We start from the raw sequence: 22,949 nt of genomic DNA, 5'->3' as shown, positions 1-22,949 counted from the left end.
ACGCGCGGCGGGTGCCGCAGGCGCCGCAGGCGCCGTCACGCGCGCCAGACGGTCTTCACGTTCGTGAACTCGCGGATGCCGAGCGCCGAGAGTTCGCGGCCGTAGCCGGAGTCCTTCACCCCGCCGAAGGGGAGCTGCGGGAACGACGCCGTGAGTCCGTTGACGAACACACCGCCCGCCTCTATGCCGTTCTGGAACAGGTCGGCTTCCGCGTCGTCGTTCGTCCACACGCTGGAGCTCAGGCCGAACTCGCTGTCGTTGGAGCGCTCGATCGCCTCCTCGGCGCTCGACACCTTGTACAGGCAGGCGACGGGGCCGAAGCACTCTTCGCGGTAGATCCGCATCTCCGGGGTCACGCCGGTCAGCACGGTGGCGGGGTAGAACCAGCCGGGGCCGTCCGGCACCTCGCCGCCCGCGAGAACGTTCGCGCCTTTCGCGCGTGCGTCTTCGACCAGTGCGTGGGCGTCGCGGCGTCCCTGCTCCGTCGCGAGCGGGCCGAACGAGGTGGCCGGGTCGAACGGGTCCCCTGCGACCTGGGCGCGCATCCCGGCCACGAAGGCGTCCTCGAACGCGTCGTAGACGTCCTCGTGCACGTAGTAGCGCTTGGCGGCGATGCAGCTCTGGCCGGAGTTCTGCACGCGGGCGTTCACGCCCGCCGTCGCCGCGGCGGCCACGTCCGCGGACGGCATGACCACGAACACGTCCGTCCCGCCCAGCTCGAGCACCGACTTCTTGATGTTGCGGCCAGCGGCCTCTGCCACCGCGGAACCGGCGCCGACAGAGCCGGTGAGCGTGACAGCCCGGATGCGCGGGTCGTCCAGCAGCGGGGCGACGGCGCCGCCCTCGACGAGCAGCGTCTGGAACGCGCCATCGGGGAACCCGCCGCGGGCGAACAGCGTGCCCAGGTACAGCGCGCTCTGCGGCACGCTCGACGCGTGTTTCAGGATGCCGGTGTTCCCCGCCATCAGCGCGGGGGCCGCGAAGCGGATGACCTGCCAGAACGGGTAGTTCCACGGCATCACCGCGAGCACGGCGCCGATCGGCTGGTAGCGCACGCTCACCGCCGATGCGCCAACGTCGCCCGGCTCGACGGGATGCTCGTCTGCCAGGTACTCCTCGGCGTGGTCGGCGTACCAGCGCATCCCGCGCGCCGACTTCGACACCTCGTACTTCGCCGTGCCGATGGTTTTGCCCATCTCGGTGGAGACCAGGGAGGCGACCTCGTCGAGTTCGGCGTCGAGGATGTCGGCGGCGGCGCGCATCCATGTGGCCCGCTGGGCGAACGTGGTGGATGCGAGGTCGCGGTAGGTGTCGTGGGCGGAGGCGACGATGCGCTCGATCTCGTCGCCCGTGTGCGGCGCGAACGTCCTGAGCGTCTCACCCGTGGACGGGTTGATGGTGGCGATGGCCATGCTGACTCCTTTGTTCTGTGGCTGTGGCTGTGGTTGGTGCTGGCGAAATCGAGTCCGGAGTTATGCCCGGGTGGCCCCGGCGTGTCGCGTGAACAACTCCCGGCTCGATTGCTGGTGGGCGTGCTGGGCGCGGCGGGCGAGCACGACGCCCCCGGCGACGGGCGCGTCGCCGAGGAGCACGACAGTGAGCTGGGGATGCGCGGCCGCGACCCGCGCGGACAGCGCGGCGAACAGCCGCGGCTGGTGCACGATCACGCTGCCGCTGGTGACCACGGCGTCGCCGACCGCGCCACGACGGACGAGCTGGCCGACGAGCCCGGCGAGATGGTCGGCGGCGGACCCGATCACGTCGACCGCGAGCGCGGACCCAGCGTCGGCCGCGGCGAACACGGCGACGGCCCGCGGTCCCCAGTTCTCCGGGGTCGGGGTGTCGTTGACCGCCCTGGCGAGCGCCGGAGCGGAGGCGACGCCGAACGCGCGCTGCAGAGCGGCCAGCAGGCCGTCGTCCTGCGCGCCGTCGTCGTGTGCACCGAGGGCTGCGATGGTCGCCTCGCGCACGATCGCGGGAGCCCCTCCGTCGTCGCCGAGCACCCAGCCCCAGCCTCCCGCGAACAGCGTATCCCCGTCGGCGCCCTGTCCGACCGCGATCGACCCTGTTCCCGCGATCACGCCGACTCCGGCGTCCAGTCCCGCGGCCGGCACGAGCAGCGCCGCGTCGTTCACGACGCGCGCCGGGTAGCCGAGCGCGTCGAGCGCCGCCTCCAGCTCCCGGCAGTGCTCCGCGGTGTCGCAGCCCTGCGCGCCGACGCCGACGGCGACGACCCGATGATCGACGGCGCCTCCGAGCACGCGCTCCACCCGGTCGACGAGCCACCGCGCTGCGCTTCCCGCCGGGGATGCGCTCCAGTCCTCTGCCGGCAGCGACACGTCGGCGATGCGCGTGCCGTCCAGCGTCTCGACGCGCACGCCGAGCTTGGTGCCGCCCGCGTCCAGTCCGACGACGACGTCCGTCATGCGGCACCGCCCGCATCCACCGGCACCTTGGTGTCTGCGTTGTGGAAGACGAACTCCTCGATCTCGACGCCGCGCACGGCGGCAACCGCCCCGACCAGGATCTGCATCACCAGCGCTTCGAGCACCGCACGCTGCGACGCACGCAGCTTCGGCAGTTGCACCACGTGCAGCGTCTGCGTGGATGCGACCGGCTCGCCGGAGATCAGGATGACGTGGTGGCCCGCCTCGGAGAGGGTCGTGGCCAGGTCGAGCTCGCGGCTGTCGCCGAACACGACGTGCACGCCGTCGCCCGCAGACTCCATCGAGCCGTGCAGGTACTGCCGGGTGCTCATGCCGGTCGCGGGGATGCGCGCGACCTCGCGGAACAGCAGCGCCCCGGCCTCCGCGGAGCCGACCGCGGGCCCCGCCCCGACGAAGTCGCTCGACCGGACCGTGCGGAACAGCTCGGCCAGGGCGCTCACGCGCTCGGTGAGGTCGGCCTCCACAGCGGCGAACGTCTCGTGCAGCGTGAACCAGCCCTGGTCGATGCGGCCGCCGTCCCAGGCGTCCGCGAGCATCCCGAGAGCGGCGACGGTGGCCGTGTATCCGAGCGTGGAGGCGTAGCTGTCGGCGAGGCTGCCGAGCGAGATGGTGGATGCGAGCTGGGCGATCGGCGACGGCTCGGTGTTGACGACGGCGAGGCGGAGCTGCGGCGGCGTCGACTCCAGCACGGCGAGCGTCTCGGCGCTGCGGCCGCTCTGCGAGATGCCGACTATGGGATGCGCGCTCTCCGGGAACGGGATCGGCAGGTCGCCGGCGCCGAGCCGCCACGAGTGGATGCCGCGCGAGCGCAGCTCCCAGACCGGAGCGCACGCAGCGGCGAGGCTCGCGCCGATGCCGACGAACACCGGGCCCGGACCCTCCAGCTCGCCCGACTCCTGCCGGTCGGTGAGCTGCGCCGCGATCAGCGGGATCGCCCTGCCGAGCTCCTCTGCCTGGGTCGCGCGCGCCTCCGCGAAAGTGATGTAGCCGTTCATGCTGGTCCCCTCAGTGCTGTTGTCGTCTCCCCCGCGGCGGTGCGCGCCGCAGGGTCCCAGTCGGCCGGGAGCGGTTCGACGGCGGCGGCGGTGCTGCTGATGCGCACCGGCCCTCCCGTCTCGATGGACTCCTCGATCGCGAGCATCACTTCGAGCGCGTGGTACGCGAGCTCGCCGCTCGCCCGCGGTGTGCGGCCGTCCCGGATGGCGCGAGCCATCTCCAGCACGCCGACGCCCCGCTCGCGGTGCGCGCCCGGCGGCGGCAGCTCGACCCAGTCGGTCTCGCGGTCGTCGCCGCCGAGGAGCCTGGTGGGGCCGTCGAAGCCGCTGACCGGAACCTCCAGCACGCCGCCGGAGCCTGTGATCTCGAAGGTCTGCCGCCGCAGCGCCGAGTCGAAGCTGTAGATGGACGTGCCGACGGCGCCGGAACGGAACCGGGTGAGCACGCTCACGTGCGTGCTGACCTCCACGGGGAACGACTGGCCGGCATCCGGGCCGGAGCCGATCACGCGCTCGGCGCGCGGACGCTGGCCGATCGCCTCGACCGACTCGACAGGTCCGAGGAGCTGGACCATCGTGCTCACGTAGTAGGGACCGATGTCGAACAACGGACCTGCGCCGCGTGCGAAGAGGAACTGCGGGCGCGGGTGCCAGGAGTCTGGACCGGGACCCTGCATGAGAGTGAGCAGCGTCTGCGGACTGCCGATGGCGCCGTCGGCGAGCAGCCGGTGCGCGTTCTGGATGCCCTCGCCCAGGATGGTGTCCGGCGCGTTCGCGACCACGACACCCGCGGCCTCCGCAGCGTCGAGCAGCGCACGGGCGCTCGCGAGGTCGAGCGTGAGCGGCTTCTCGCCCCAGACGTGCTTGCCTGCCGCGACGGCCTTCAGGCCGACCTCGGCGTGCGCAGCGGGAATGGTCAGGTTGACGACGATCTCGACCTCGGGGATCGCGAGCAGCGCATCCACCGTGCCGGCGAACGGGATGCCGTACGTCGCGGCCTGCGCCTCCGCCCGGGGGACGTCGAGGTCGGCGATGCCCAGGACCCGCACGTCCGGGTAGGTGGTGAGCGAGCGCAGGTACTCGTCGGAGATGTTGCCTGCGCCGATGATCCCGACGCCTGTGGCCTGCCCGGTCACGCGTTCACCAGCCCGAGGAAGTAGCGCGCGTTCTCCTCGACCAGCGGGAAGACGTCGCCCTCGTGCACGACGACCTCCACGACCGGCAGCTCGAGGCTGCTCGCGAGCGGGATCACGTCGGCGATGTCGAACGGGTTGGCGTCGTCGTGCTTCACGTGCAGGAAGCGCACGCGGTCGCCGAGGCGCGGGATGAGCTCGGTCACGTCCGCCCCTCCGACCGCCGCCCAGTATGTGTCGAGCTCCAGCACGACGGCGGGGTCGAGCAGGCCGACCAGCACCTCGTATGCCGGGACGCCGTCGATGTGCTGCGCGAACTCGAAATCGTGGTTGTGGTAGCCGACCCGGATGCCGTGCGCGGCGGCGGCGGACGACGCCGCGTTGATCGCCGCGGCGAGCGCTTCGACGCCCTCGCGGGTGGCGATGGTCTCTGGACGCACCCACGGCACGATGACCGTCTCGACGCCGAGGCGGGCGGCGGCGGCGAGCACCGCATCCCTGTCCAGCTCGGTGATCTTGGCGTGCGCGGTGACGGCACGCAGCCCGGACGCTTGGAGCGCGGAGGCGAGGCCGTCCGTGTCGCTCAGGATGTCGTACGGTTCGACGTGCGTGAAGCCGAGCGCGGCGAGGCGAGCGAGGGTGGCGGGGAGCGCATCCGGGCCGATGTCGTCGCGGACGCTGTAGAGCTGGACGCCGAGCGGGGTGGTCATCAGTGGTGCCCTTCGTGGTCGTGGTGCTCGCTGTGGTCGTGGTGCTCGTCCTCGTGCCCGGCCGCCGCACGCTCCGGCTCGTGCTGCTCGTGGTGGCCGTGCGCTCCGCCCGGCGCGCAGTGGTCGCTCACGGTCGCGGGGATGTCGAGCGTCGGGTTCCTGCCGAAGAAGCCGTGCGGCTTGAGCACGAAGCCCGCGGAGTCGACCGGCATGATCGGCCAGTCCTCGATGCGCGGGAAGTGGGTGAGGCCGAAGGTGTGCCAGAGCACGATGTCGGTGCCGTCCACGTTCCGGTCCGCGGCCGTCCAGGCGGGAAGACCGGCCCAGCCGGGGTGCATGTTCACGAAGTCGCCCGCCGGGTACAGCTCGCTCGGCTCGTACGGCGTGACCCAGAGGTGCTTGGCCGCATAGGTCGCGCGGGCGTAGATGTCCGACTGCTCGTCCGCCAGCAGCACCGGCTTGCCCTCGGGGAAGAGCACGTAGCCGACGTTTCCGCCGAGCCGGTTCTTCACGCCGGGGTTCGAGACCAGCCAGACCCGGTTCTTGGCGTTGTCGGCGAGACGCTGCGCCTCCGACTCCGTGTGCAGTCGCGTCACGGTCTGGGTGATGCCCGTGCCGGTCGGGTTGCTCTCGCCGCGGGGCACGAGCACCGCCTCCAGCTCGTCCACCGCGTTGTCCTGGCCGTCCACCATCATGTCGAGGCGGGCGCTGAACAGGTGCTGGTGGTACGGGGCGCCGAGGCCGGGCGCGAGCTCCGAAGCGTAGAGGTAGCCTTCGCCCGGGTACGCGGAGGTGAACACCACTCCGGTCGCCTTGACCTCCAGCTCGATGCTGCCGTCGAGCGAGAAGTACCAGTAGAAGCCGTAGTCGTAGTTTCCGACGGTGACGAAGAACGAGACGACCAGGCGGCGGTTGCGGCGGGAATCGCTCGACCCGTTCCAGTTGTCGAAGTGCTTCCAGAGGATCCCGGTGTCCTCCTCGTGGATGCAGATGGCCTGCGGGATGACGCGGACGTTCCCCGCGTTGTCGGCGAGCGTCGCATCCAGGTAGGTGATGTCGCCGACGCAGTCGCAGCCCAGCTCCAGCGAGTTGGCGAAACCGCCGAGGAGGTACTCCCCGCAGTCGAAGAAGTTCTGGAACCAGCGCTGCGGGCTCGGGTCGCCGTACGGCACCATCATCTCGGCGATGGATGCGCGGTACACGACAGGGCGCTGCACGCCGGCGTCGTCGATGGAGATGTTGTGGAAGACCAGGCCCTCGCGCTGGTCGAACGACACCTGCAGGTTCCAGCCCGCCCAGGAGAGCACGCCGTCGTCGTCGATCGTGAAGCTCGGGCCTTCCGGCTGGGTGATCTCGATCGGCTTGAGGCCCTGCCGGTCGGGCTGGCCGACCCACTCGGGGAGGTGGAAGTTGCCGTCCTCCTGCGGCACGGGCAGCTCGACGTAGTCGATCACGTCGAGCACCTCGCGGGTGACGACGTCGACCATCACGGTCACGCCGTCCACCGGGTGCGCCCAGCCGAGGTCGTCCGGCGTCTTCTGCACGAAGGTGAAGCAGCGCTGGATGCGGCGACCGTGCTCGTCCGGTGCGAGCACTCCCGCGGAGAGCGGGTTGACCCGCAGCGTGCTGAGGTCGGTCAGGCCGCGCTTGGCCATCGCGGCGAGCCAGCGCTCGTCCTGGTGCACGATCTCCTCGACCAGGCCGAACTCGGCGAGCACGACGGGCACCTGACCCTCGGCGAGGTCGAGCTCGACCGCTGAGACGATGCGGTCTTCGGCCGGGCAGACGATCACGTCGTGCGACGCGCCGGAGGAGAGGTCGACGAGCATCGCGCGGAAGCGACGGGCCTCCGGCACGGCGCCCGGGGCGAGCAGCGTGCGCTTGTCCTGTTCGAGCAGTCCGAAGTATGAGACGTGCGTGTTCTCGCCGAGCAGTCCTTCACGCGTCAGGATGGCGTGCGACGTCTCGATCTCCTCGGCGCGCAGCGAGCCGAGGGCGGCGGCCACCGTGGATGCGGCCACAGTGGATGCGGCGCCCGAGGATGCGGGCGCGGTGCGGGGGACGGCGGTGTCGGTCACAGGAGCTCCGTTCGGTTGTGGCGGGCGAAGTACGTCCGCAGGCGGTAGCGGTCGCCCGCGTACTGGATGGTGGAGGCGAGCACGGGCCGCTCGGTGCGGCCGCTCACGAGCTGGTGCATGACGAGTGTCGGGGAGCCGGGCGCGACATCCAGGTGCTCGGCGATCTCGGCCGACGCCTCGCGGGCCTCGATCGTGGTCTCCGCGTTGGCGAGCTGATGGCCGGCCTCCGCGAGCGCCTCGTACAGCGAGTGGATGCGGAAGTCGTGGCGCGCAGGATCGGGGAGCAGCGAGGCGGGCACGAGCGACAGGTCGACCGCGATCGCCACCTCGTTGAGCATCCGGACCCTGCCGAGCCGGAACAGCGGGGTGCCTGGAGCGATGGCGAGCTGTTCTGCTTCGTCGATGGTCGCGGCGGTGACCTCGGAGCGCAGCACGCGGCTGGAGGCGACGAGCCCCATCCTGTCGGCCGTCTCGCTGAACGACTCCAGGCTGTTCGGCCACTCGTTGCGGTCCTCCGCGGCACCGGCGACGTACCAGCCGCGACCGTGCGACGGCGTGAGCACGCCGTCCTCGACCAGGGCCTGCAGCGCCTTGCGCAGGGTGACCCTGCTGATGCCGAGGTTCTGGCAGAGCTCGCGTTCCGGAGGGAGCCGCGATCCGGGGCGCAGCCCCTCCGAGGCGAGCTGCTCGCGCAGCGCGTCCGTGGCCTGCACCCAGAGCGGCTCCGGGTAGTCGACGCGGATGCCCGCATCCCCGAGGCTCAACTGCTGGTTGGCGCTCATCGTTCGAAGCTCACATTCTCCCACACGCCGGACGCCATCGACGCGTAGCAGGCGTCGAGGATGCAGTTGACGACGAAGCCGTCGCCGAACGTCTCGATCGGCTCCTCTCCTGCGGCGAAACGGTCGACGAAGTGACGCATCTCCTGGCTGAAGCCGTATGCGCGCGCCTCCTCCGGCACCGGGTACACCCAGCCGGTCTCCGCGTCCGCCTTCTCGACCAGATAGCCGGCCGGGTTCTCGATGAAGCCCCAGACCGGGGTCTGCGAGGTGTCGGTGACGATGCGGCCTGCGCTGCCGACGAGTTCGTGGCGGAGTTGCATCCCGCCCTTCTCGATCCAGGAGGACTCGATCTGGGCGAGCTGGCCTCCGGCGAACTTGAGCAGCGCGATGGCCGTGTCCTCGCCGGTCGTCTTGTCGGCGTGCGCCATGGTGGCGCCCCAGGCGAACACCTCGGTGACGGGGTTGTCCTTGCCGAAGAAGTGGCGGGCCGACTCCACGGTGTGGCAGCCCATGTCGAGCAGTGCACCGCCGCCGGCGGTCTCCGCGTCCCAGAAGTGCGGGGCGTGCGGGCCGGAGTGCGCCTCGCGGGCGCGCATCGTGAGCACATCGCCGATGGCTCCCGCCGCGACCATCTGGTGCGCCTTGGCGATGTTCGGCGAGAACACCGAGCTCTCCGCGTAGCCGTGCCAGACACCCGCCTCGGTGACGATGCTCAGGATCTCGGCCGCCTCGGCGCCGGTGCGGGCGAGGGGCTTGGTGCAGACGATGCCCTTGCCTGCCGCTGCCGCGATGCGCACCGCCTCGACGTGCACCTCGTTGGGGAGCGCGATCACCACCAGGTCGACGTCCGGATTCGCGCAGAGCGCCTCGATCGAGTCGTACTGGTTCGGGATGGGGCCCCACTTCTCCGCGAACGCCACGGCGCGAGAGAGGTCGCGCGAATAGTTGGCGACGATCTCCGCGTTCCGCACGTCCTGTAGCGCGTCGGCATAGGTGTCACTGATGAACCCGGAACCGAGCAGACCGACACGAATCACATTTCCTCCTTCAGAAGCGTGTTCCACATAGTAACCAGGTGGTACGCGATTGGTCTACATAATCAGAGTTAATCTTCCAGAAACAAATACCTCTTGCTACCTCTTGGTCTAGCAATGTACTCTCTCGTCAACACACGGTCTGCATCGGGGCATACGTCACTGCCGGCCACATGAACCACCCACAGCACACCCATCGGGCAATTCAGAGGAGAAGTGAAGTGCAACCACGCAAACCGTTACGGATGCGCGTCGCAGCGGCGATCGCGACCGTGGCCGCCGCCACGCTCATCATCACGGGCTGTTCCGGCTCTGGCGCCAGCAGCTCGTCGAGCTCGCGGTACATCAACGTCTATTCCGGAAGCCCAGGCAACCTGACCGACAACTTCAACCCCTTCGTGAGCGACGTGGCTTACGGGGCGAACGGAGCGGTCCTCGGCGCGGTCTACGAGCCGCTGTTCTACTTCAACTCGGCCAAGAACGAGAAGCCGCAGCCCTGGCTCGGCTCCGAATACTCGGTCAGCCCGGACGGCCTCACATACTCGATCACGCTCAAGAGCGGCGTGAAGTGGCAGGACGGCAAGCCGTTCACCGCCGCCGATGTGGCATACACGTACAACCTGCTGAAGTCGAAGCCGTCGCTCAACCTCTACGGCCTCAAGATCGCGGACGCGAAGGCCGTGGACGACACGCACGCCACCATCACCCTCACCCAGGCGGACTACCCCAACGAGTACCGCCTGCTCGGCCTGACCTTCATCGTGCCAGAGCACATCTGGAAGTCGATCGCCGACCCGGAGAAGACCACCAACACCAAGCCGATCGGCACCGGGGCGTTCTCGTTCGGCGCATTCACACCACAGTCGGTCACGCTCGTCGCCAACAAGGACTACTACGAGAAGGGCGAACCGGCCATCCCCGGCATCCGTCTCGTCACCTCCACCGGCAACGCGGCAGCGCTCAACTCGCTCAACGCCGGTCAGATCGACTGGGCGGGCATCGCCCTGCAAGACGTGCAGAAGTCGTTCGTGGACAAGGACCCGAAGCACAACAAGTACACGTCCATCCCCGCCGACATCAAGGCGCTGATGCCCAACCTGACGAAGGCGCCGTTCAACGACGTCGCGTTCCGCCAGGCGCTCAGCCTCTCGATCGACCGCGACTCGATCATCAAGCAGGCATTCGGCGGCACCGACACCCCCGGCAACCCGACCAGCCTGCTGCAGCCGCGTGACGAGGCGTACATCCCGGCCGCGTACAAGGGCAAGACCCTGGACCAGAACATCGACCAGGCGAAGAAGATCCTGACCGGCGCCGGATACACGTACTCCGGTGACAAGCTCATCGGCAAGGACGGCAAGCCGGTGGCGTTCAAGATCACCACCGTGACCGGGTACACCGACACGATCACCGCCAACCAGCTCCTGGTGCAGGACTTCGCGAAGATCGGCGTCACGGCCACGCCGGAAGAGCTGTCGCTCGGTGCGTACTCGACCGCTCGCCAGAACGGGACGTTCGACCTGCTCGACGACCGCATCCCGACCGGGCCCAACCCGTTCCAGCAGTTCAGCGACAGCCTCGACTCCGCCAAGTCGGCTCCGGTCGGCCAGGCGGCGAACGCGAACTTCGTCCGCTTCGACAACGCGGACGTGGACAAGCTGATCGCCGAGGCGGGCAGCACCAACGACCCGGCCAAGCTCACCGCTGCGTACCAGGCTCTCGGCACGTACTTCGCCGAGAACCAGCCGTACATCATCCTGAGCCAGAACGGCGCGGTCACCACCTACCGCGACCAGTACTTCACCGGGATGCCCACCACCGACAACCTGTGGGCCACGCCCTCCAACTGGCTGTCCGGAAACATCGGCTTCATCGCCAAGAAGCTGAAACCAGTCAAGTAACTCGCGCGCGGGAGGCGGCCGGTCCCGGTCGCCTCCCGCCCCGGACACCGGCGGAAAGCACCCCCCAATGCGCTATTACCTCAACAAGCTCGGCTTCTACCTGATCGCGGCCTGGATCGCGATCACCCTCAACTTCCTGCTGCCACGGCTCGTCAAGGGCAGCCCTGTCGACGTGATCCTCGCCAAGACGCAGGGCGTCGCACCCATGCCGCCTGAGGCGCGGCACGCGCTCGAACTGCAGTTCGGCGTCACGCACGACCCCCTGATCGTGCAGTACGTGCACTACCTCGGCAACCTCTTCACCGGCAACTTCGGGCTCTCGGTCAGCTACTACCCGACCCCCGCGATCGACGTCGTCATGCAGGCGCTGCCCTGGACCGTCGGCCTGGTCGGGCTCGCCACCGTGATCAGTTACCTGATCGGCATCGTCTTCGGCTCGTGGCTCGGCTGGCGCCGCGGCACCTGGACAGACGCGATCCTCCCCGCATCCACCTTCTTCTCCGCCATCCCGTACTTCTGGCTCGCCCTCGTGCTGGTCTACGTGTTCGGCTCGATCCTGCACTGGTTCCCGGTGAGCGGAGGGTACGACTTCACCATCACGCCGGGCTTCACGCCCGAGTTCATCGGCTCCGTGCTCCTCTACGGGATGCTCCCCGCGATCACCATCGTGCTCGCCTCCGTCTCCGGGCAGCTTCTCGGCACCCGCAACATGATGGTGTCGACGATGGCGGAGGACTACGTGGTCACCGCGCGCGCCAAGGGCCTCCGCCCGCGCCGCGTGTTCGGCTCGTACGCGATGCGCAACGCCCTGCTGCCGTCGGTCGCGGGCTTCGCGATGTCCCTCGGCTTCATCGTCAACGGCTCGGTGGTCACCGAGAGCGTCTTCGGCTACCCCGGCGTCGGCTTCACCCTGCTGACCGCCGTCCAGAACAACGACTACCCCCTGATGCAGGCCCTGTTCCTCGTCATCACCCTCGCCGTCCTCGGGGCGAACCTCGTCGTGGACCTGGTCTACGGCTTCATCGACCCGCGCACGCGACTGGCCAACTGACGAGCGACGGACTAGGAGAGCACCATGAGCTTCACGCAACAAGAACTCGCCGACCCTGAGCTGTCCGGCGCCGAGCCGGACCTCGCCGACGATGGGGCGCCCCGCACCGGCTTCTTCCGGGCCGCGGGCCGCAGCGCCGGCAGGAGCCGCACATCCCGCGGCTGGAAATTCTGGGTGGGCATCAGCGTCTGCGCGTTCTTCGCGCTGCTCGCGATCGTCGCCCCGTTCCTCGTGCCCAACCCGAACCAGTCCAGCCCGGTCGGCCTGCAGCCGCCGTCGCTCGACCACCTGTTCGGCACCACCAACATCGGACAGGATGTGCTCGGCCAGGTGATCGCGGGCACCACCGGGTCCGTGGTCATCGGCGTCGTGGCCGGGGCGATCACCGTCGTCCTCTCGATGATCTTCGGCGTCGGCGGCGCGTTCCTCGGCGGGTTCTGGGACAACGCGTCCTCCCTCGTCAGCAACGTCTTCCTGGTGATCCCCGGCCTTCCGCTGCTGATCATCGTGACGGACTACGTCGAGTCGCGCGACATCATCGTGATCTCGGTCGTGATCGCCCTCGTCTCCTGGGCGGGAGCGGCGCGCGTGCTCCGTGCGCAGACGCTCTCCGTGCGCTCGCGCGACTACGTGGATGCGGCCCGCGTCGCCAGCGAGTCGAACTGGCGCATCATGCTGCGCGAGATCCTGCCGAACCTCATGCCGATCATCGCGGCGCAGTTCGTGTTCGGCGCGCTCGGCGCGATCCTGGCCGAGGCCGGGCTGTCGTTCCTCGGGCTCGGAGCTCCCGGCGGCAAGTCGTGGGGAAGCATCCTGTTCTTCGCCCAGAACGCGCAGGCGATCACCCTCGGCGCCTGGTGGTGGTTCGTTCCTCCCGGCCTCTGCATCGCGATCCTCGGTGCCGCGCTCGGCCTCATCAACTTCAGCATCGACGAGCGGATCAACCCGCGCCTGCGCACGGCCGCCATCGTCAAGCACGCACGCAAGGCGAAAGGCGCCCACTGATGACAGACACCGCAGCATCGTCGGCGAGCCCGCTGCTGAGCATCCGCGACCTCACCGTCGACTACCAGACCGCATCCCCTGTCCGGGCGGTGAACTCGGTGTCGCTGGACATCCACCCCGGCGAGATCGTCGGGCTGGCCGGCGAGTCCGGCTGCGGCAAGTCGACGCTGGCGTACACGATCACCCGGCTGCTCCAGGCACCGGCCGAGATCACGGGCGGCTCCATCGAGTGGCAGCGCGAAGACGGCGGAAGCACCGACATCCTCACCCTCGACGGTCCCGCGCTGCGCGCGTTCCGCTGGCAGGAGATCTCGATGGTCTTCCAGGGAGCGATGAACGCGCTCAACCCCGTGCACCGCATCGGCGCGCAGATCGAGGACGTCTTCATCGACCACAAGACCGGTCTCAGCAAGAAGCAGCGCCGCGAGCGCGCGGCCGAGCTGCTGCAGACCGTCGGCATCCCCGCCGACCGGCTGCGCAGCTACCCGCACGAGCTCTCCGGCGGGATGCGCCAGCGCGTCATGATCGCGATGGCCCTCGCCCTGCGTCCGCGCCTGATCATCATGGACGAGCCGACCACCGCCCTCGACGTGGTGGTGCAGCGCAACATCCTCGAGGAGATCAACCGCCTCCGCCACGAGTTCGGCTTCGCCGTGCTCTTCATCACGCACGACCTCGGTCTGCTGCTGGAGATCAGCGACAGGGTCGGGGTGATGCTCTCCGGCCGCCTGGTCGAGCAGGACACCCCCGACGTGCTGCTGGAGAACCCGTCGCACGAGTACACCAGGCACCTGCTGCGCTCGTTCCCCAGCCTCCGCGGCGACGTGCCGCTCACCGGCACCCGCTACATCGACAGGGAAGAAGAGGTCACGGCATGACCACCCTCGAAGCGCTGCACCTGCGCAAGAACTACGACATCCGCGGCACCGGCCTGCGCAACAAGGTCCTCAAAGCCGTCGACGACGTCTCGATCGTGGTGCGGCCCGGCGAGTCCGTCGCCCTGGTCGGCGAGAGCGGCAGCGGCAAGTCCACCATCGCGAAGATGCTGATCCGGCTCGTCGAGCCGACCGCCGGCGACATCACCCTCGACGGCGAGACCATCGGAAAGGGGCGCAGGGCCACCAAGCAGTACCGGTCGCGCGTGCAGATGGTTTTCCAGGACCCGTTCTCGTCGCTGAACCCCTCGCTACCGATCCGGCACCAGCTCGCCAGGCCCCTGCGCATCCACGGGATCGTCACGAACCGGGCGGAGGAGGAGCGCGAGCTGCGACGCCTGCTCGACTCCGTGAACCTCGGCCCGGCGGACGCCATGCTCGCGAAATACCCGCACGAGCTCTCCGGCGGCCAGCGGCAGCGCATCGCCATCGCGCGCGCTCTGGCCCCTCGGCCGGAGGTGCTGATCGCCGACGAGCCGGTGTCGATGCTCGATGTGTCGATCCGCCTGGAGATCCTGCAGCTCCTCGACGACCTCAAGAAGGAGCGCAACCTCGCCGTGCTGTACATCACGCACGACCTGGCGACGGCCCGGCACTTCTCCTCGCAGATCGTGGTGATGCGCAACGGCCGCGTGGTGGAGCGCGGCGGGTCGAGCGAGGTCATCCTGAACCCGGTGCATCCGTACACCCAGCTCCTGGTGAGGGCTGCGCCCGACCCGAAGTCGGAGCCGTTCGTGGTCGACCCCGAGCGCTACCTGGATGCGCCGCACGTGCTCGTGACGGAGAGCGACCCCGGGCCGAGCGCCGACGGTGCGCACTGGGCGCGCTCGTGGGAGGGCGATGCGGCGGTGACGGCACTGCTGGAGACGCTGACGCCCGCGTGAGGCGGGCGTGAGCCCGGGCGTGACCCGGGCGTGTGCCCCGATCGGTCAGCGGGAGCGCGCGAAGAATGTCCGCAGCCGGTAGCGGTCGCCCGCATACGTGATCGTCGACACGAACAGCGGATGCTCGGAGCGGTCGACCGCGACCTGACGCATCACGAGCACCGGCTTGCCCTCCACGAGGTCCAGGTGCTCAGCGACGGTCGCGTCCGCTTCGCGCGCCTCGATCGTCGCGTCAGCCCTGAGCGGTTCGATGCCCGCCTCCGCCAGCTTCTCGTACAGCGAGTCCTCGGCGAAGTCGGCCTCGGTCAGCGACGGCGCCAACTGCGCGGGGATGCGCGTGACGTCGAGCGCGATCGGCACATTGTCGAGCAGGCGCACACGCTCCAGGTGGAACAGTGGCGTGCCGGGCGCGATGGACAGCTCCTCCGCCTGGTCGAGCGTGGCAGGGCGCGTCTCCGCACGCAGGACGAGCGACCCGGCGGACAGCCCCATCCTGGCGGCCGTCTCCGTGAACGATTCGAGGCTGTTCGGGAACTCCGTCCCTGACGTTCCCGCTGCGCGCGCGGTCTCCGCCACGTACCAGCCGCGACCGTGGGATGCACTGAGCACGCCGTCCTCGACCAGCTTCGTGAGAGCCTTCCGCAGCGTCACGCGCGAGATGCTGAGCTGCTGGCAGAGCTCGCGCTCCGGCGGCAGGCGCATCCCCGGCTTGAGGATCCCCGCGGCGATCTCCCTGTTGATCAGGTTGACGGCCTGGATCCAGAGCGGCTCCGGGTAGTCGGGGCGGATGACGGCGACAGCCCCCGCCGTGTCCTCGGCTTCATCGATCACAGGCGACACCCTCCGCTGGCCCAATGCACGCCTCATTCATACCACTCGTGGACTTTCAGAAATTGCTTAACCAATGGCAGACCAAAGGTGTACATTCTCGGTAAACGCTTTCCCGCATCGATACGAGTGAACGCAACGAAGGGAACACCCGTGACCCGCACCTCCAGCCCGACCGGCGCAGCACCAGCCGGTTCCGCATCCACACCTCGCCTCAAGCGCGCCCTCGGCACACCGGCCCTCCTGCTGTTCGGGCTCGCGTACATGCTGCCGCTCGCGGTCTTCACCACCTACGGCCTCGTCACGGACACGACGGGCGGCCACCTCGCCGGCGCGTACCTCGTGACGACGATCGCCATGCTCTTCACCGCGTACAGCTACGCCAACATGGTGCGCGCGTACCCGGTCGCCGGGTCGGCGTACACGTACACGCAGCGGTCGTTCGGCCGCCACCTCGGCTTCCTCACCGGCTGGACGCTCCTGCTCGACTACCTGGCCCTCCCGCTGCTCAACTACCTGGTGATCGGCATCTACCTCAATGCGGCGTTCCCCGCCGTGCCCGCGTGGGCGTTCGTGGTGGCGTCGGTGGTGCTCGTGACCGTGCTGAACGTGATCGGGATCAACCTGGTCTCCGGCGCGAACCTCGCCCTGGTGGGCGTGCAGATCGTCTTCATCGTGGTGTTCGTCGTCACCGGCATCGCCTACCTCACCGGCGCCGCACAGGTCCCCGACCTCCTCTCGCCGTTCTTCTCCGCCGACACCCCGCTCTCCTCCATCGCTGCCGGCTCGGCCATCCTCGCTCTCGCCTTCCTCGGGTTCGACGCGGTCTCCACCCTGTCCGAGGAGGCCAAGGACCCCAAGAAGTCCATCCCGCGGGCGATCCTGCTGTGCACGCTCGCCGGCGGCCTGCTCTTCATCGTCACCGCATACGTCGCCGGGCTGGTATTCCCCGACTACAAGAACTTCACCGACCTCGACTCCGCCCCATTGGATGTGATGACCCGCATCGGCGGAACAGCCCTGTTCACGTTCTTCACGGCGGCGTACATCGCGGGAAGCTTCGCCTCTGCCATGACCTCGCAGGCGAGCGTGGCCCGCATCCTCTACGCGATGGGCCGCGACGGCCAGCTCCCCCGCCGCGTGTTCGGCGTGGTGCACGCCCGCTTCAAGACGCCGTGGCTCGCGGTGATCGTGGTCGGCGTGGTCGGGCTGGGCGGAGCGCTGTTCCTCCCGCTGGACATCGCAGCTTCGGTGATCTCGTTCGGCGCACTCGTCGCGTTCAGCTTCGTGAACCTCGCCGTGATCAAGCACTACGTCGTCGACCGGAAGGCGCGCGGCGCACGAGCCGTGCTCGCATACATCGTCGCCCCGGCCATCGGCGTCGTGCTCACGGTCTGGCTGTGGACCAGCCTCTCGACCACCACCTTCATCGCCGGCGGCATCTGGGTGCTGGCGGGCGTGCTGATCCTCGCGATCATCACGGGCGGCTTCCGCCGCAAGCCCCCGGTCATGGACTTCTCGGAAGAGGACCCGGCGCCCCTCCCGGCCGCCACCCCCACCCCGGCCCCCTAGCGCCCGGCCCCCCTAGCGCCCGGAATCTCCTTCGGAACGGAGTCTTCGCCCCCTGGCGGCGATTACTCCTTCCGAAAGGAGCCGCCGACGGCGTGTCGCCCGCGGACTCCTTCCGAACAGAGCCCCGTCAGCGCTGCGCGCAGACGGCCAGCAGGAACCACGCCGAGTGCGGGATCCACTGCTCGGCCCAGCGCCACTCGTTGCCGTCCGGCGCGTCGGCGGGCAGGAACGCGATATCGTCCTCGTCGGTCCAGCCACCGGTGATCCCGTTGACGATGCCGCCCGGACTGTTCTGGTAGACGCCCGAGTACTCGACCGTGTTGCGTCCGCGCCCCTGGATCATGCACGAATCGAAGGGGTTCAGGCCGCCGACCCACGAAGTGAGGTCGGCGGCCAGGCGCCGCAGCCTCTCGCGGGTGGCGTCATCGCACTCCCGCGCAGTGGATGCTCGACTCGCCGCATACGCGACCGACGAGATCCCGGCGTTCTCGCCCTGCCACCAGTAGCCGGTCTCGTTCTCGTGCGGGAAGAAGAAGGCGTCGCGCGGCTCCCCGCCCACCGGCTGGACCCGCTGCCGCACGTAGCCGAACGGGTTGGGGACCGCATCCACGCGGGCGGCAGTGGCGCGGATGAGGTCGAGGGCGGTGGCGCGGGCGGCGGTGGCAGCGACCGGGACGGCCGCCCGAGCGACGGTGGCGCGAGCGGCGGCGGCGCGAGCGGCGGCGGCAGCGACCGGGCTGGCCACGGTCGCGGCGCGGGTGGCAGCGACCGGGCTGGCCGTGCGAGCGGCGGCGGTGCGAGCGGCAGTGGCAGCGACCGGGCTGGCCACGGTCGCTGCGGTGGCAGCGGCGGGGGCCGAGCCCGCCCGCTGGTCGACGACGTCGGCGTAGCGGAGGAGCGCCACCACCGGCAGGCCGGACTCCGCCGCGTGGAAGTATGGGCGCCCATCCACATCGCCCTCCAGGTAGGCGGCGCCGTTCCCGTCGTGGCGCACGCGGGCGGTGAGCGCGTCCGCTCGACGGGCCGCCGCATCCAGGAACGCGTCGGCGTCCACGCCGCGCGCCGCGGCGGCGTTCGCCAGCTCGGCCGCTGCGAGCAGGGCGCAGTAGTCGTCGATCGCCGACTCGTGCCCGTCGAATAGGTACTCCGTGTTGTGGGCCTCCAGATGCTCGAAGCCGCGGACGGCAGACGCGAAGTACGTTTCGGCGTCGACCTCACCTGACGCATCCTGTGTCGATGCCAGCGCGAGCGCGGCGATCGCCAACCCTCCGCCGTGGCGGTACGCCGCCTGCCAGCGCTGGGTGCGCACGCTGTCCTGCAGGGGCGCGTTGATCACGCGTTCGTCGAGGTCTTTCGTGAGCGCGTCGAAGATGCCCGTGTAGAAGTAGCCCTCCGGCGCTTGGAAGCGCACCAGGAAGTCGGCACCGAACAGTCCCTCGTCGCGCAACCGCGGGTACTGGCTGGTCTCGAAACCCGGGTGCGCCTCTCGCAACTCGCGCCCGGCGGTCAGCAGCGCCCACGCGCACAGCGGGATCTGCTGAGGGCTCATCATGCGCGTGTACGTCAGGTGGCTGAGGAACTTGCTGTAGTCGCCCGACGCATCCAGCCAGCCGCCGCGCGCGTCGACGGTACGGCCGGAATCGTCGCCGTAGAAGCGGGCGGCGGCGTCCTTGCGATCGATCTCGCCGCTGGACCGCTGCGACCGGAAGTAGGCGGTGACGTCGGAGACCACCAGCGACGGGATGCGGTGCTCAGCCACCACGAACGGCGCACTGCTCACCTCCACACCGTCGACCGTCGCGACGGCGCGGTAGCTGCCGGCCTCGGTGAGCTCGGAGAAGTCGAACCGGGCGTATGCGGCCGAACGCCAGCCGGGGACCTGCTCCGGGGCGGAGGCGGTGGGGACCGCATCCACTGTCGCCTGCGGCGTGTCTGGCCGGGCGGAGAGGATGCGGAGCCGCTCGACCACGGCGCCCGCGGGGACCGCCACGATCGCGGCCTTCGGCGCCGCGCTGTCGTAGCCGAGGTGGTTCACCAGCACGACCGGGCTCGATCCGACCGCTTCCATGACGCCTCCCGGCCGCTAGACACGCGCTATACCACGCAGTACCACTAACGTACCATCGCGCGTGCGCCCCGGCACGACTCGTGCGAAACGCGCGGTCGCGACGCGACCCACCGCACGTTCGGCACGAGCCCACCCCACCCCCGCGCCGACCGCACGTCCCGCACGCCCCGCACGACTCGTGCGAAACGCGCGGTCGCGACGCGATGCACCGCACGCCCCGCCGCCCCGCAGCCCCGCCGCCCCGCACGACTCGTGCGAAACGCGCGGTCGCGACGCGACGCACCACACGTTCAGCACGAGCCCACCCGCGCTGCCGCACCGACCACCCAGCACGACTCGTGCGAAACGCGCGGTCCCAGCGCCCCGCACCGCATGTTCGGCACGAGTCCACCGCGCGCGCCGCGGCGACCGCACGGGCGGCACGAGTCGTGCGGACCGTCGGGCGGCACGAGTCGTGCGGACCGTCGGGCGGCACGAGTCGTGCGGACCGTCGGGCGGCACGAGTCGTGCGGACCCGCGGGGGGGGGGCGGCGGGCACGAGTCGTGCGAAAGGTGCGGTCGCCGCGCGACGCACCGCACGCGCGGCACGAGTCGTGCGTGCCGCCGGGCGGCCCGAGTCGTGCGGGCCCGTCAGCCGCGGAAGTAGTAGCCGGCGGCGAGGTCGTCGAGGAGGCCGGGGTGGGTCGGCGTCCAGCCGAGCAGCTCCTGGGTCAGCGCACTCGACGCCGGGACGTCCACGCTGAAGAAGCGGGCCAGCCAGCCGAAGTGCTCCGGCGCATCCTCTGGAGTGACGGAGACGACGGGCAGCCCGAGCCCTGCGCCGATGGCCGCGGCGATGTCGCGCGTCGGCACGCCCTCCTCGCCGACCGCGTGCACAACGCTGCCGGCCGGGGCTCCGTCGAGGGCGAGGCGCACGAGGTGGGCGGCGTCGAGGCGGTGCACGGCCGGCCAGCGGTTCGCTCCGTCTCCTATGTATGCGGCGACGCCCGTGCGCCTGGCGATGTCGACCAGCGCGGCCGTGAAGCCGTGGTCGCCGTCGCCGTGCACGGTCGGCGCGAACCGCAGGCTCACCGGGCGGACGCCTCGCTCGGCGTAGCTCAGCGCGAGGGGCTCCGCTCCTCCGCGCGGCGCATCCGGTCCATCGAACGGAGAAAGGTCGCGCTCGGTCGCCAGACGGCCCGGCGCGAGCAGGGCGACGCCGGAGGCGAACAGGAACGGGCGGTCGGAGCCCTCCAGCTCACCCGCGAGCGTCTCGATGGCCGCGCGCTCGGTGCGCCCTGCGCCCTGGTAGTCGGAGAAGTCGTGATTGAACGCGAGGTGCACGACGCCGTCGGACTCTGCCGCGCCGGAGCGCAGGCTGTCGAGGTCGTCGAGTGCTCCTCGGCGCACCTCGGCTCCCGCGGCTTCGATGGCGGCGGCCGACGCGTCCGAGCGGGTGAGGCCGACGACCTGGTGGCCGGCGTCGAGGAGTTCCGGGACCACAGCGGAGCCGATCCAACCGGATGCTCCTGTGACGAAAACGCGCATGATGTGCCTTCTTCCGACCCGGCGATCAGCGCCGGACCATCGATGTCAGTTACTGTCATCACACGATAGCACCCCATGTCAGCGACTGTCATCAGTAGAATCGTTCCCGTGGCACGATGGGAACCGGATGCGCGTGGGCGCCTCGCCGTCGCCGCGCTCGAGCTGTACGCGGAGCGCGGCTACGACCGAACGACGGTCGCCGACATCGCCGAGCGCGCAGGGGTGACGGAGCGCACGTTCTTCCGGCAGTTCGCCGACAAGCGCGAAGCGCTGTTCGACGGATCGAACGCCCTGCAGAACGCGGTCGTGCAGAACATCGCGGATGCGCGGGATGGGTCGCCCGTAGACATCGCGGCCGAGGCCATCGCGCTCGCATCGACCATGCTGGACGAGCGCCGTTCCTACGCGCAGGTGCGCGCGCAGGTCATCGCCGCGAACGCCAGCCTGCAGGAGCGCGAGCTGCTCAAGCTGTCGAAGCTCGGAACGGCCGCCGCCGACGCACTGCGGGCGCGCGGGGTCGCCGACCCTGCCGCCACCCTCGCCGCCGAGACGGCCGTCACCGTGTTCAAGGTCGGCTTCGAGCACTGGATCGCGACCGACCAGCCCACCCCCGGCATCGCCGACAGCGTCCGCGCCGCGCTCGCCTCGCTCAAGTCCCTCACCGCCTGAGCCCGCATCCCGAGCATCCCGAGCAATCGAGCCCAGGATAATTCACCGCAAACGGCTCGCTTACGGTGAAAAAGCCTGGGCTCGATGGCGTGGGGACGTGGGTGTGGGGGGACGGATGCGTGGGGCGATCAGGCCTCGACGGGCGCGAACTCCTGCACGAACTCGAGGGCGATGTCGGCGACCTCGCGCCAGCCGCTGTCGATCGTGAGCGAGTGGCCCCGGTTGGGGACAGTCGCCAGGCGCGTCACGCCCTCGTTGCGGGACTGGATCTTGTAGCTCGCATCCACGATCGCCGTCGGCACCGTGTTGTCACCCTCTCCCGAGATCAGCAGCAGCGGGCCGCGCTCGGGGTTCTTCGAGTCGACCTTCGTCTCCGCGAACGGGTTGAAATTGGCCGTCGCCGCCTGGAACAGCGGCACCCCGGAGGTGGGTACGTGATAGGTCTCGTAGAGTTCGTGCGCTTCCGCCTCGTCCACGTGGTTCGCCCAGCCGTAGCGGAACTGCTCGAACGTGAGCGACACCGCCTTGCCGATGTTGGTCGGGTTGGTGAGCACGGGCGCGGCCGACTTGAGCGACGACGCCGGGAGCTGCAGCACCCCCTGGAACGGCGCGTTGTCGATCGACACCGTCACCGCGGCGACCCCTTCGCCCGCGATCTTCTGCGCGATCAGGCCGCCGAACGAGTGGCCGATCACCGCCGGCTCGTGTTCGAGGGCGTCGATCGCCTCGAGGTAGTGCTCGGTGACCTGTTTGACCATCTTCTTCGCGAAGACCTCAGGGTCGCGCCGAGCCTCCTCGACGCTGTCCGGGTCGTCCGGCCAGCCGGGCGCGATCGTCGAGTACCCCTGGTCCTCGAACAGCGCCCGCCACTTGTCCCAACTGCTCGACAGCAGCCACAGCCCGTGGACGAACACCACCGGCCGCTTTCCGCTCTCGTTCGCTTTCGCGACTTCGTCCTGTTCCCATTGCGTCAAAGTGCTCATCAAACACCCCTGCTCTCGGGTCGGCGCCCGGCGGCGCGGACTGGTCTGAGCGTAGCGACCGGCGCACTGTCACGGGAAGAGCCGAAAGACCTACTTCTTCTTCCGTTTCTCCGCCTGCAACGTGGACTTCGCCCCGTGCTCGACCAGCACGGCGATGTAGTCGCGGAGGCGCGCGTTCTTGAAGGAGTCGTAGTTCTCCTCCACGAGCTTCTCGATGTGCTTGCCAGACGCATCCGGGTACTTCTTCTTGAGCCGGGTGATCACGTCGTCGATCGATGCGCGTTCGGTCTTCTTCTCAGGCATGGTCGAAGCGTGGCGTGGCCAGGTGACCAAAAGCTGTGAATCCC

At 69.6% G+C, this 22,949-nt stretch carries 20 protein-coding genes; 7 read left to right on the top strand and 13 right to left on the bottom strand.

Annotated elements, in window-relative coordinates; all coding sequences use genetic code 11:
• Positions 1-35: 35 nt before the first annotated feature.
• From aldh to ACYVGI_RS15025, 8 genes are read right to left on the bottom strand one after another with little or no spacing between them, the layout of a single operon-like run.
• Entirely contained in the window at positions 36-1,412 is a 1,377-nt protein-coding gene (gene aldh / locus ACYVGI_RS15060) for an aldehyde dehydrogenase AldH (protein ID WP_460633401.1), read from the bottom strand.
• A gap of 60 nt (positions 1,413-1,472) precedes the next feature.
• Entirely contained in the window at positions 1,473-2,426 is a 954-nt protein-coding gene (locus ACYVGI_RS15055; protein ID WP_460633400.1) for a BadF/BadG/BcrA/BcrD ATPase family protein, read from the bottom strand.
• Positions 2,423-3,442 (bottom strand): SIS domain-containing protein, encoded by a 1,020-nt coding sequence (locus ACYVGI_RS15050; RefSeq protein ID WP_460633399.1) that lies wholly within the window; start codon positions 3,440-3,442, stop codon positions 2,423-2,425. Before ACYVGI_RS15050 ends, ACYVGI_RS15055 begins: the two co-directional genes overlap by 4 nt.
• Complete coding sequence (locus ACYVGI_RS15045) at positions 3,439-4,578, bottom strand: Gfo/Idh/MocA family protein (RefSeq protein ID WP_460633398.1); 1,140 nt, start codon at positions 4,576-4,578, stop codon at positions 3,439-3,441. Before ACYVGI_RS15045 ends, ACYVGI_RS15050 begins: the two co-directional genes overlap by 4 nt.
• Positions 4,575-5,285 (bottom strand): sugar phosphate isomerase/epimerase family protein, encoded by a 711-nt coding sequence (locus tag ACYVGI_RS15040; RefSeq protein ID WP_460633397.1) that lies wholly within the window; start codon positions 5,283-5,285, stop codon positions 4,575-4,577. The genes ACYVGI_RS15045 and ACYVGI_RS15040 overlap by 4 nt, the downstream gene beginning before the upstream one ends.
• Positions 5,285-7,363, bottom strand: coding sequence for a primary-amine oxidase (locus tag ACYVGI_RS15035; RefSeq protein WP_460633396.1), 2,079 nt, complete (start codon positions 7,361-7,363; stop codon positions 5,285-5,287). Before ACYVGI_RS15035 ends, ACYVGI_RS15040 begins: the two co-directional genes overlap by 1 nt.
• Positions 7,360-8,145 carry a GntR family transcriptional regulator gene (locus ACYVGI_RS15030; RefSeq protein WP_460633395.1) on the bottom strand — a complete coding sequence of 262 codons (786 nt, stop codon included), beginning with the start codon at positions 8,143-8,145 and terminating at the stop codon, positions 7,360-7,362. Before ACYVGI_RS15030 ends, ACYVGI_RS15035 begins: the two co-directional genes overlap by 4 nt.
• Positions 8,142-9,182 carry a Gfo/Idh/MocA family protein gene (locus ACYVGI_RS15025; protein WP_460633394.1) on the bottom strand — a complete coding sequence of 347 codons (1,041 nt, stop codon included), beginning with the start codon at positions 9,180-9,182 and terminating at the stop codon, positions 8,142-8,144. Before ACYVGI_RS15025 ends, ACYVGI_RS15030 begins: the two co-directional genes overlap by 4 nt.
• 218 nt (positions 9,183-9,400) lie before the next feature.
• On the opposite strand from ACYVGI_RS15025, the gene ACYVGI_RS15020 reads away from it, so the two are divergent.
• The 5 genes from ACYVGI_RS15020 to ACYVGI_RS15000 all read left to right on the top strand — a co-directional run bounded on the left by ACYVGI_RS15020 (position 9,401) and on the right by ACYVGI_RS15000 (position 14,955).
• A complete protein-coding gene (locus ACYVGI_RS15020) occupies positions 9,401-11,080 on the top strand; it encodes an ABC transporter substrate-binding protein (RefSeq protein WP_460633393.1) in 1,680 nt (559 codons plus the stop codon).
• A 67-nt stretch (positions 11,081-11,147) separates the two neighbouring features.
• Positions 11,148-12,131, top strand: coding sequence for an ABC transporter permease (locus ACYVGI_RS15015; protein WP_055897742.1), 984 nt, complete (start codon positions 11,148-11,150; stop codon positions 12,129-12,131).
• A gap of 24 nt (positions 12,132-12,155) precedes the next feature.
• The gene (locus ACYVGI_RS15010; protein WP_460633392.1) at positions 12,156-13,136 is read left to right on the top strand and encodes an ABC transporter permease; all 981 of its coding nucleotides are present in this window, start codon (positions 12,156-12,158) and stop codon (positions 13,134-13,136) included.
• Entirely contained in the window at positions 13,136-14,014 is an 879-nt protein-coding gene (locus tag ACYVGI_RS15005; RefSeq protein ID WP_460633391.1) for an ABC transporter ATP-binding protein, read from the top strand. Before ACYVGI_RS15010 ends, ACYVGI_RS15005 begins: the two co-directional genes overlap by 1 nt.
• The gene (locus tag ACYVGI_RS15000; RefSeq protein WP_460633390.1) at positions 14,011-14,955 is read left to right on the top strand and encodes an ABC transporter ATP-binding protein; all 945 of its coding nucleotides are present in this window, start codon (positions 14,011-14,013) and stop codon (positions 14,953-14,955) included. The genes ACYVGI_RS15005 and ACYVGI_RS15000 overlap by 4 nt, the downstream gene beginning before the upstream one ends.
• A gap of 45 nt (positions 14,956-15,000) precedes the next feature.
• Here ACYVGI_RS15000 and ACYVGI_RS14995 read toward each other — a convergent pair whose 3' ends face one another.
• Positions 15,001-15,786, bottom strand: a complete 786-nt coding sequence (locus ACYVGI_RS14995; RefSeq protein WP_460633389.1) for a GntR family transcriptional regulator — start codon at positions 15,784-15,786, stop codon at positions 15,001-15,003.
• Positions 15,787-15,936: 150 nt separating this feature from the next.
• Here ACYVGI_RS14995 and ACYVGI_RS14990 point away from each other — a divergent pair, with 150 nt between their 5' ends.
• Positions 15,937-17,355 (top strand): APC family permease, encoded by a 1,419-nt coding sequence (locus ACYVGI_RS14990; RefSeq protein ID WP_460633388.1) that lies wholly within the window; start codon positions 15,937-15,939, stop codon positions 17,353-17,355.
• Between the two features lie 127 nt (positions 17,356-17,482).
• On the opposite strand, the gene ACYVGI_RS14985 is transcribed toward ACYVGI_RS14990, so the two are convergent.
• Together ACYVGI_RS14985 and ACYVGI_RS14980 are read right to left on the bottom strand one after the other, a co-directional pair.
• Positions 17,483-19,423: a chitinase gene (locus ACYVGI_RS14985; RefSeq protein ID WP_460633387.1), complete on the bottom strand. Its 1,941-nt coding sequence runs from the start codon at positions 19,421-19,423 to the stop codon at positions 17,483-17,485.
• A 630-nt stretch (positions 19,424-20,053) separates the two neighbouring features.
• Positions 20,054-20,950: an SDR family oxidoreductase gene (locus ACYVGI_RS14980; RefSeq protein WP_460633386.1), complete on the bottom strand. Its 897-nt coding sequence runs from the start codon at positions 20,948-20,950 to the stop codon at positions 20,054-20,056.
• A 108-nt stretch (positions 20,951-21,058) separates the two neighbouring features.
• Between ACYVGI_RS14980 and ACYVGI_RS14975 the strand changes: the two genes are divergently transcribed.
• Complete coding sequence (locus ACYVGI_RS14975; RefSeq protein ID WP_460633385.1) at positions 21,059-21,619, top strand: TetR/AcrR family transcriptional regulator; 561 nt, start codon at positions 21,059-21,061, stop codon at positions 21,617-21,619.
• Between the two features lie 128 nt (positions 21,620-21,747).
• Here the strand turns inward: ACYVGI_RS14975 and ACYVGI_RS14970 are convergent, their stop codons facing one another.
• On the bottom strand, positions 21,748-22,602 hold the full coding sequence (locus ACYVGI_RS14970) for an alpha/beta hydrolase (protein ID WP_460633384.1): 855 nt from the start codon (positions 22,600-22,602) through the stop codon (positions 21,748-21,750).
• A gap of 90 nt (positions 22,603-22,692) precedes the next feature.
• Positions 22,693-22,905 carry a three-helix bundle dimerization domain-containing protein gene (locus tag ACYVGI_RS14965; protein WP_460633383.1) on the bottom strand — a complete coding sequence of 71 codons (213 nt, stop codon included), beginning with the start codon at positions 22,903-22,905 and terminating at the stop codon, positions 22,693-22,695.
• Between the last annotated feature and the right edge of the window lie 44 nt (positions 22,906-22,949).

This window comes from Leifsonia lichenia, from assembly GCF_054780215.1.
Note: the sequence above shows the minus strand (reverse complement) of the source record. Positions and strands in the feature narration are given on the sequence as shown.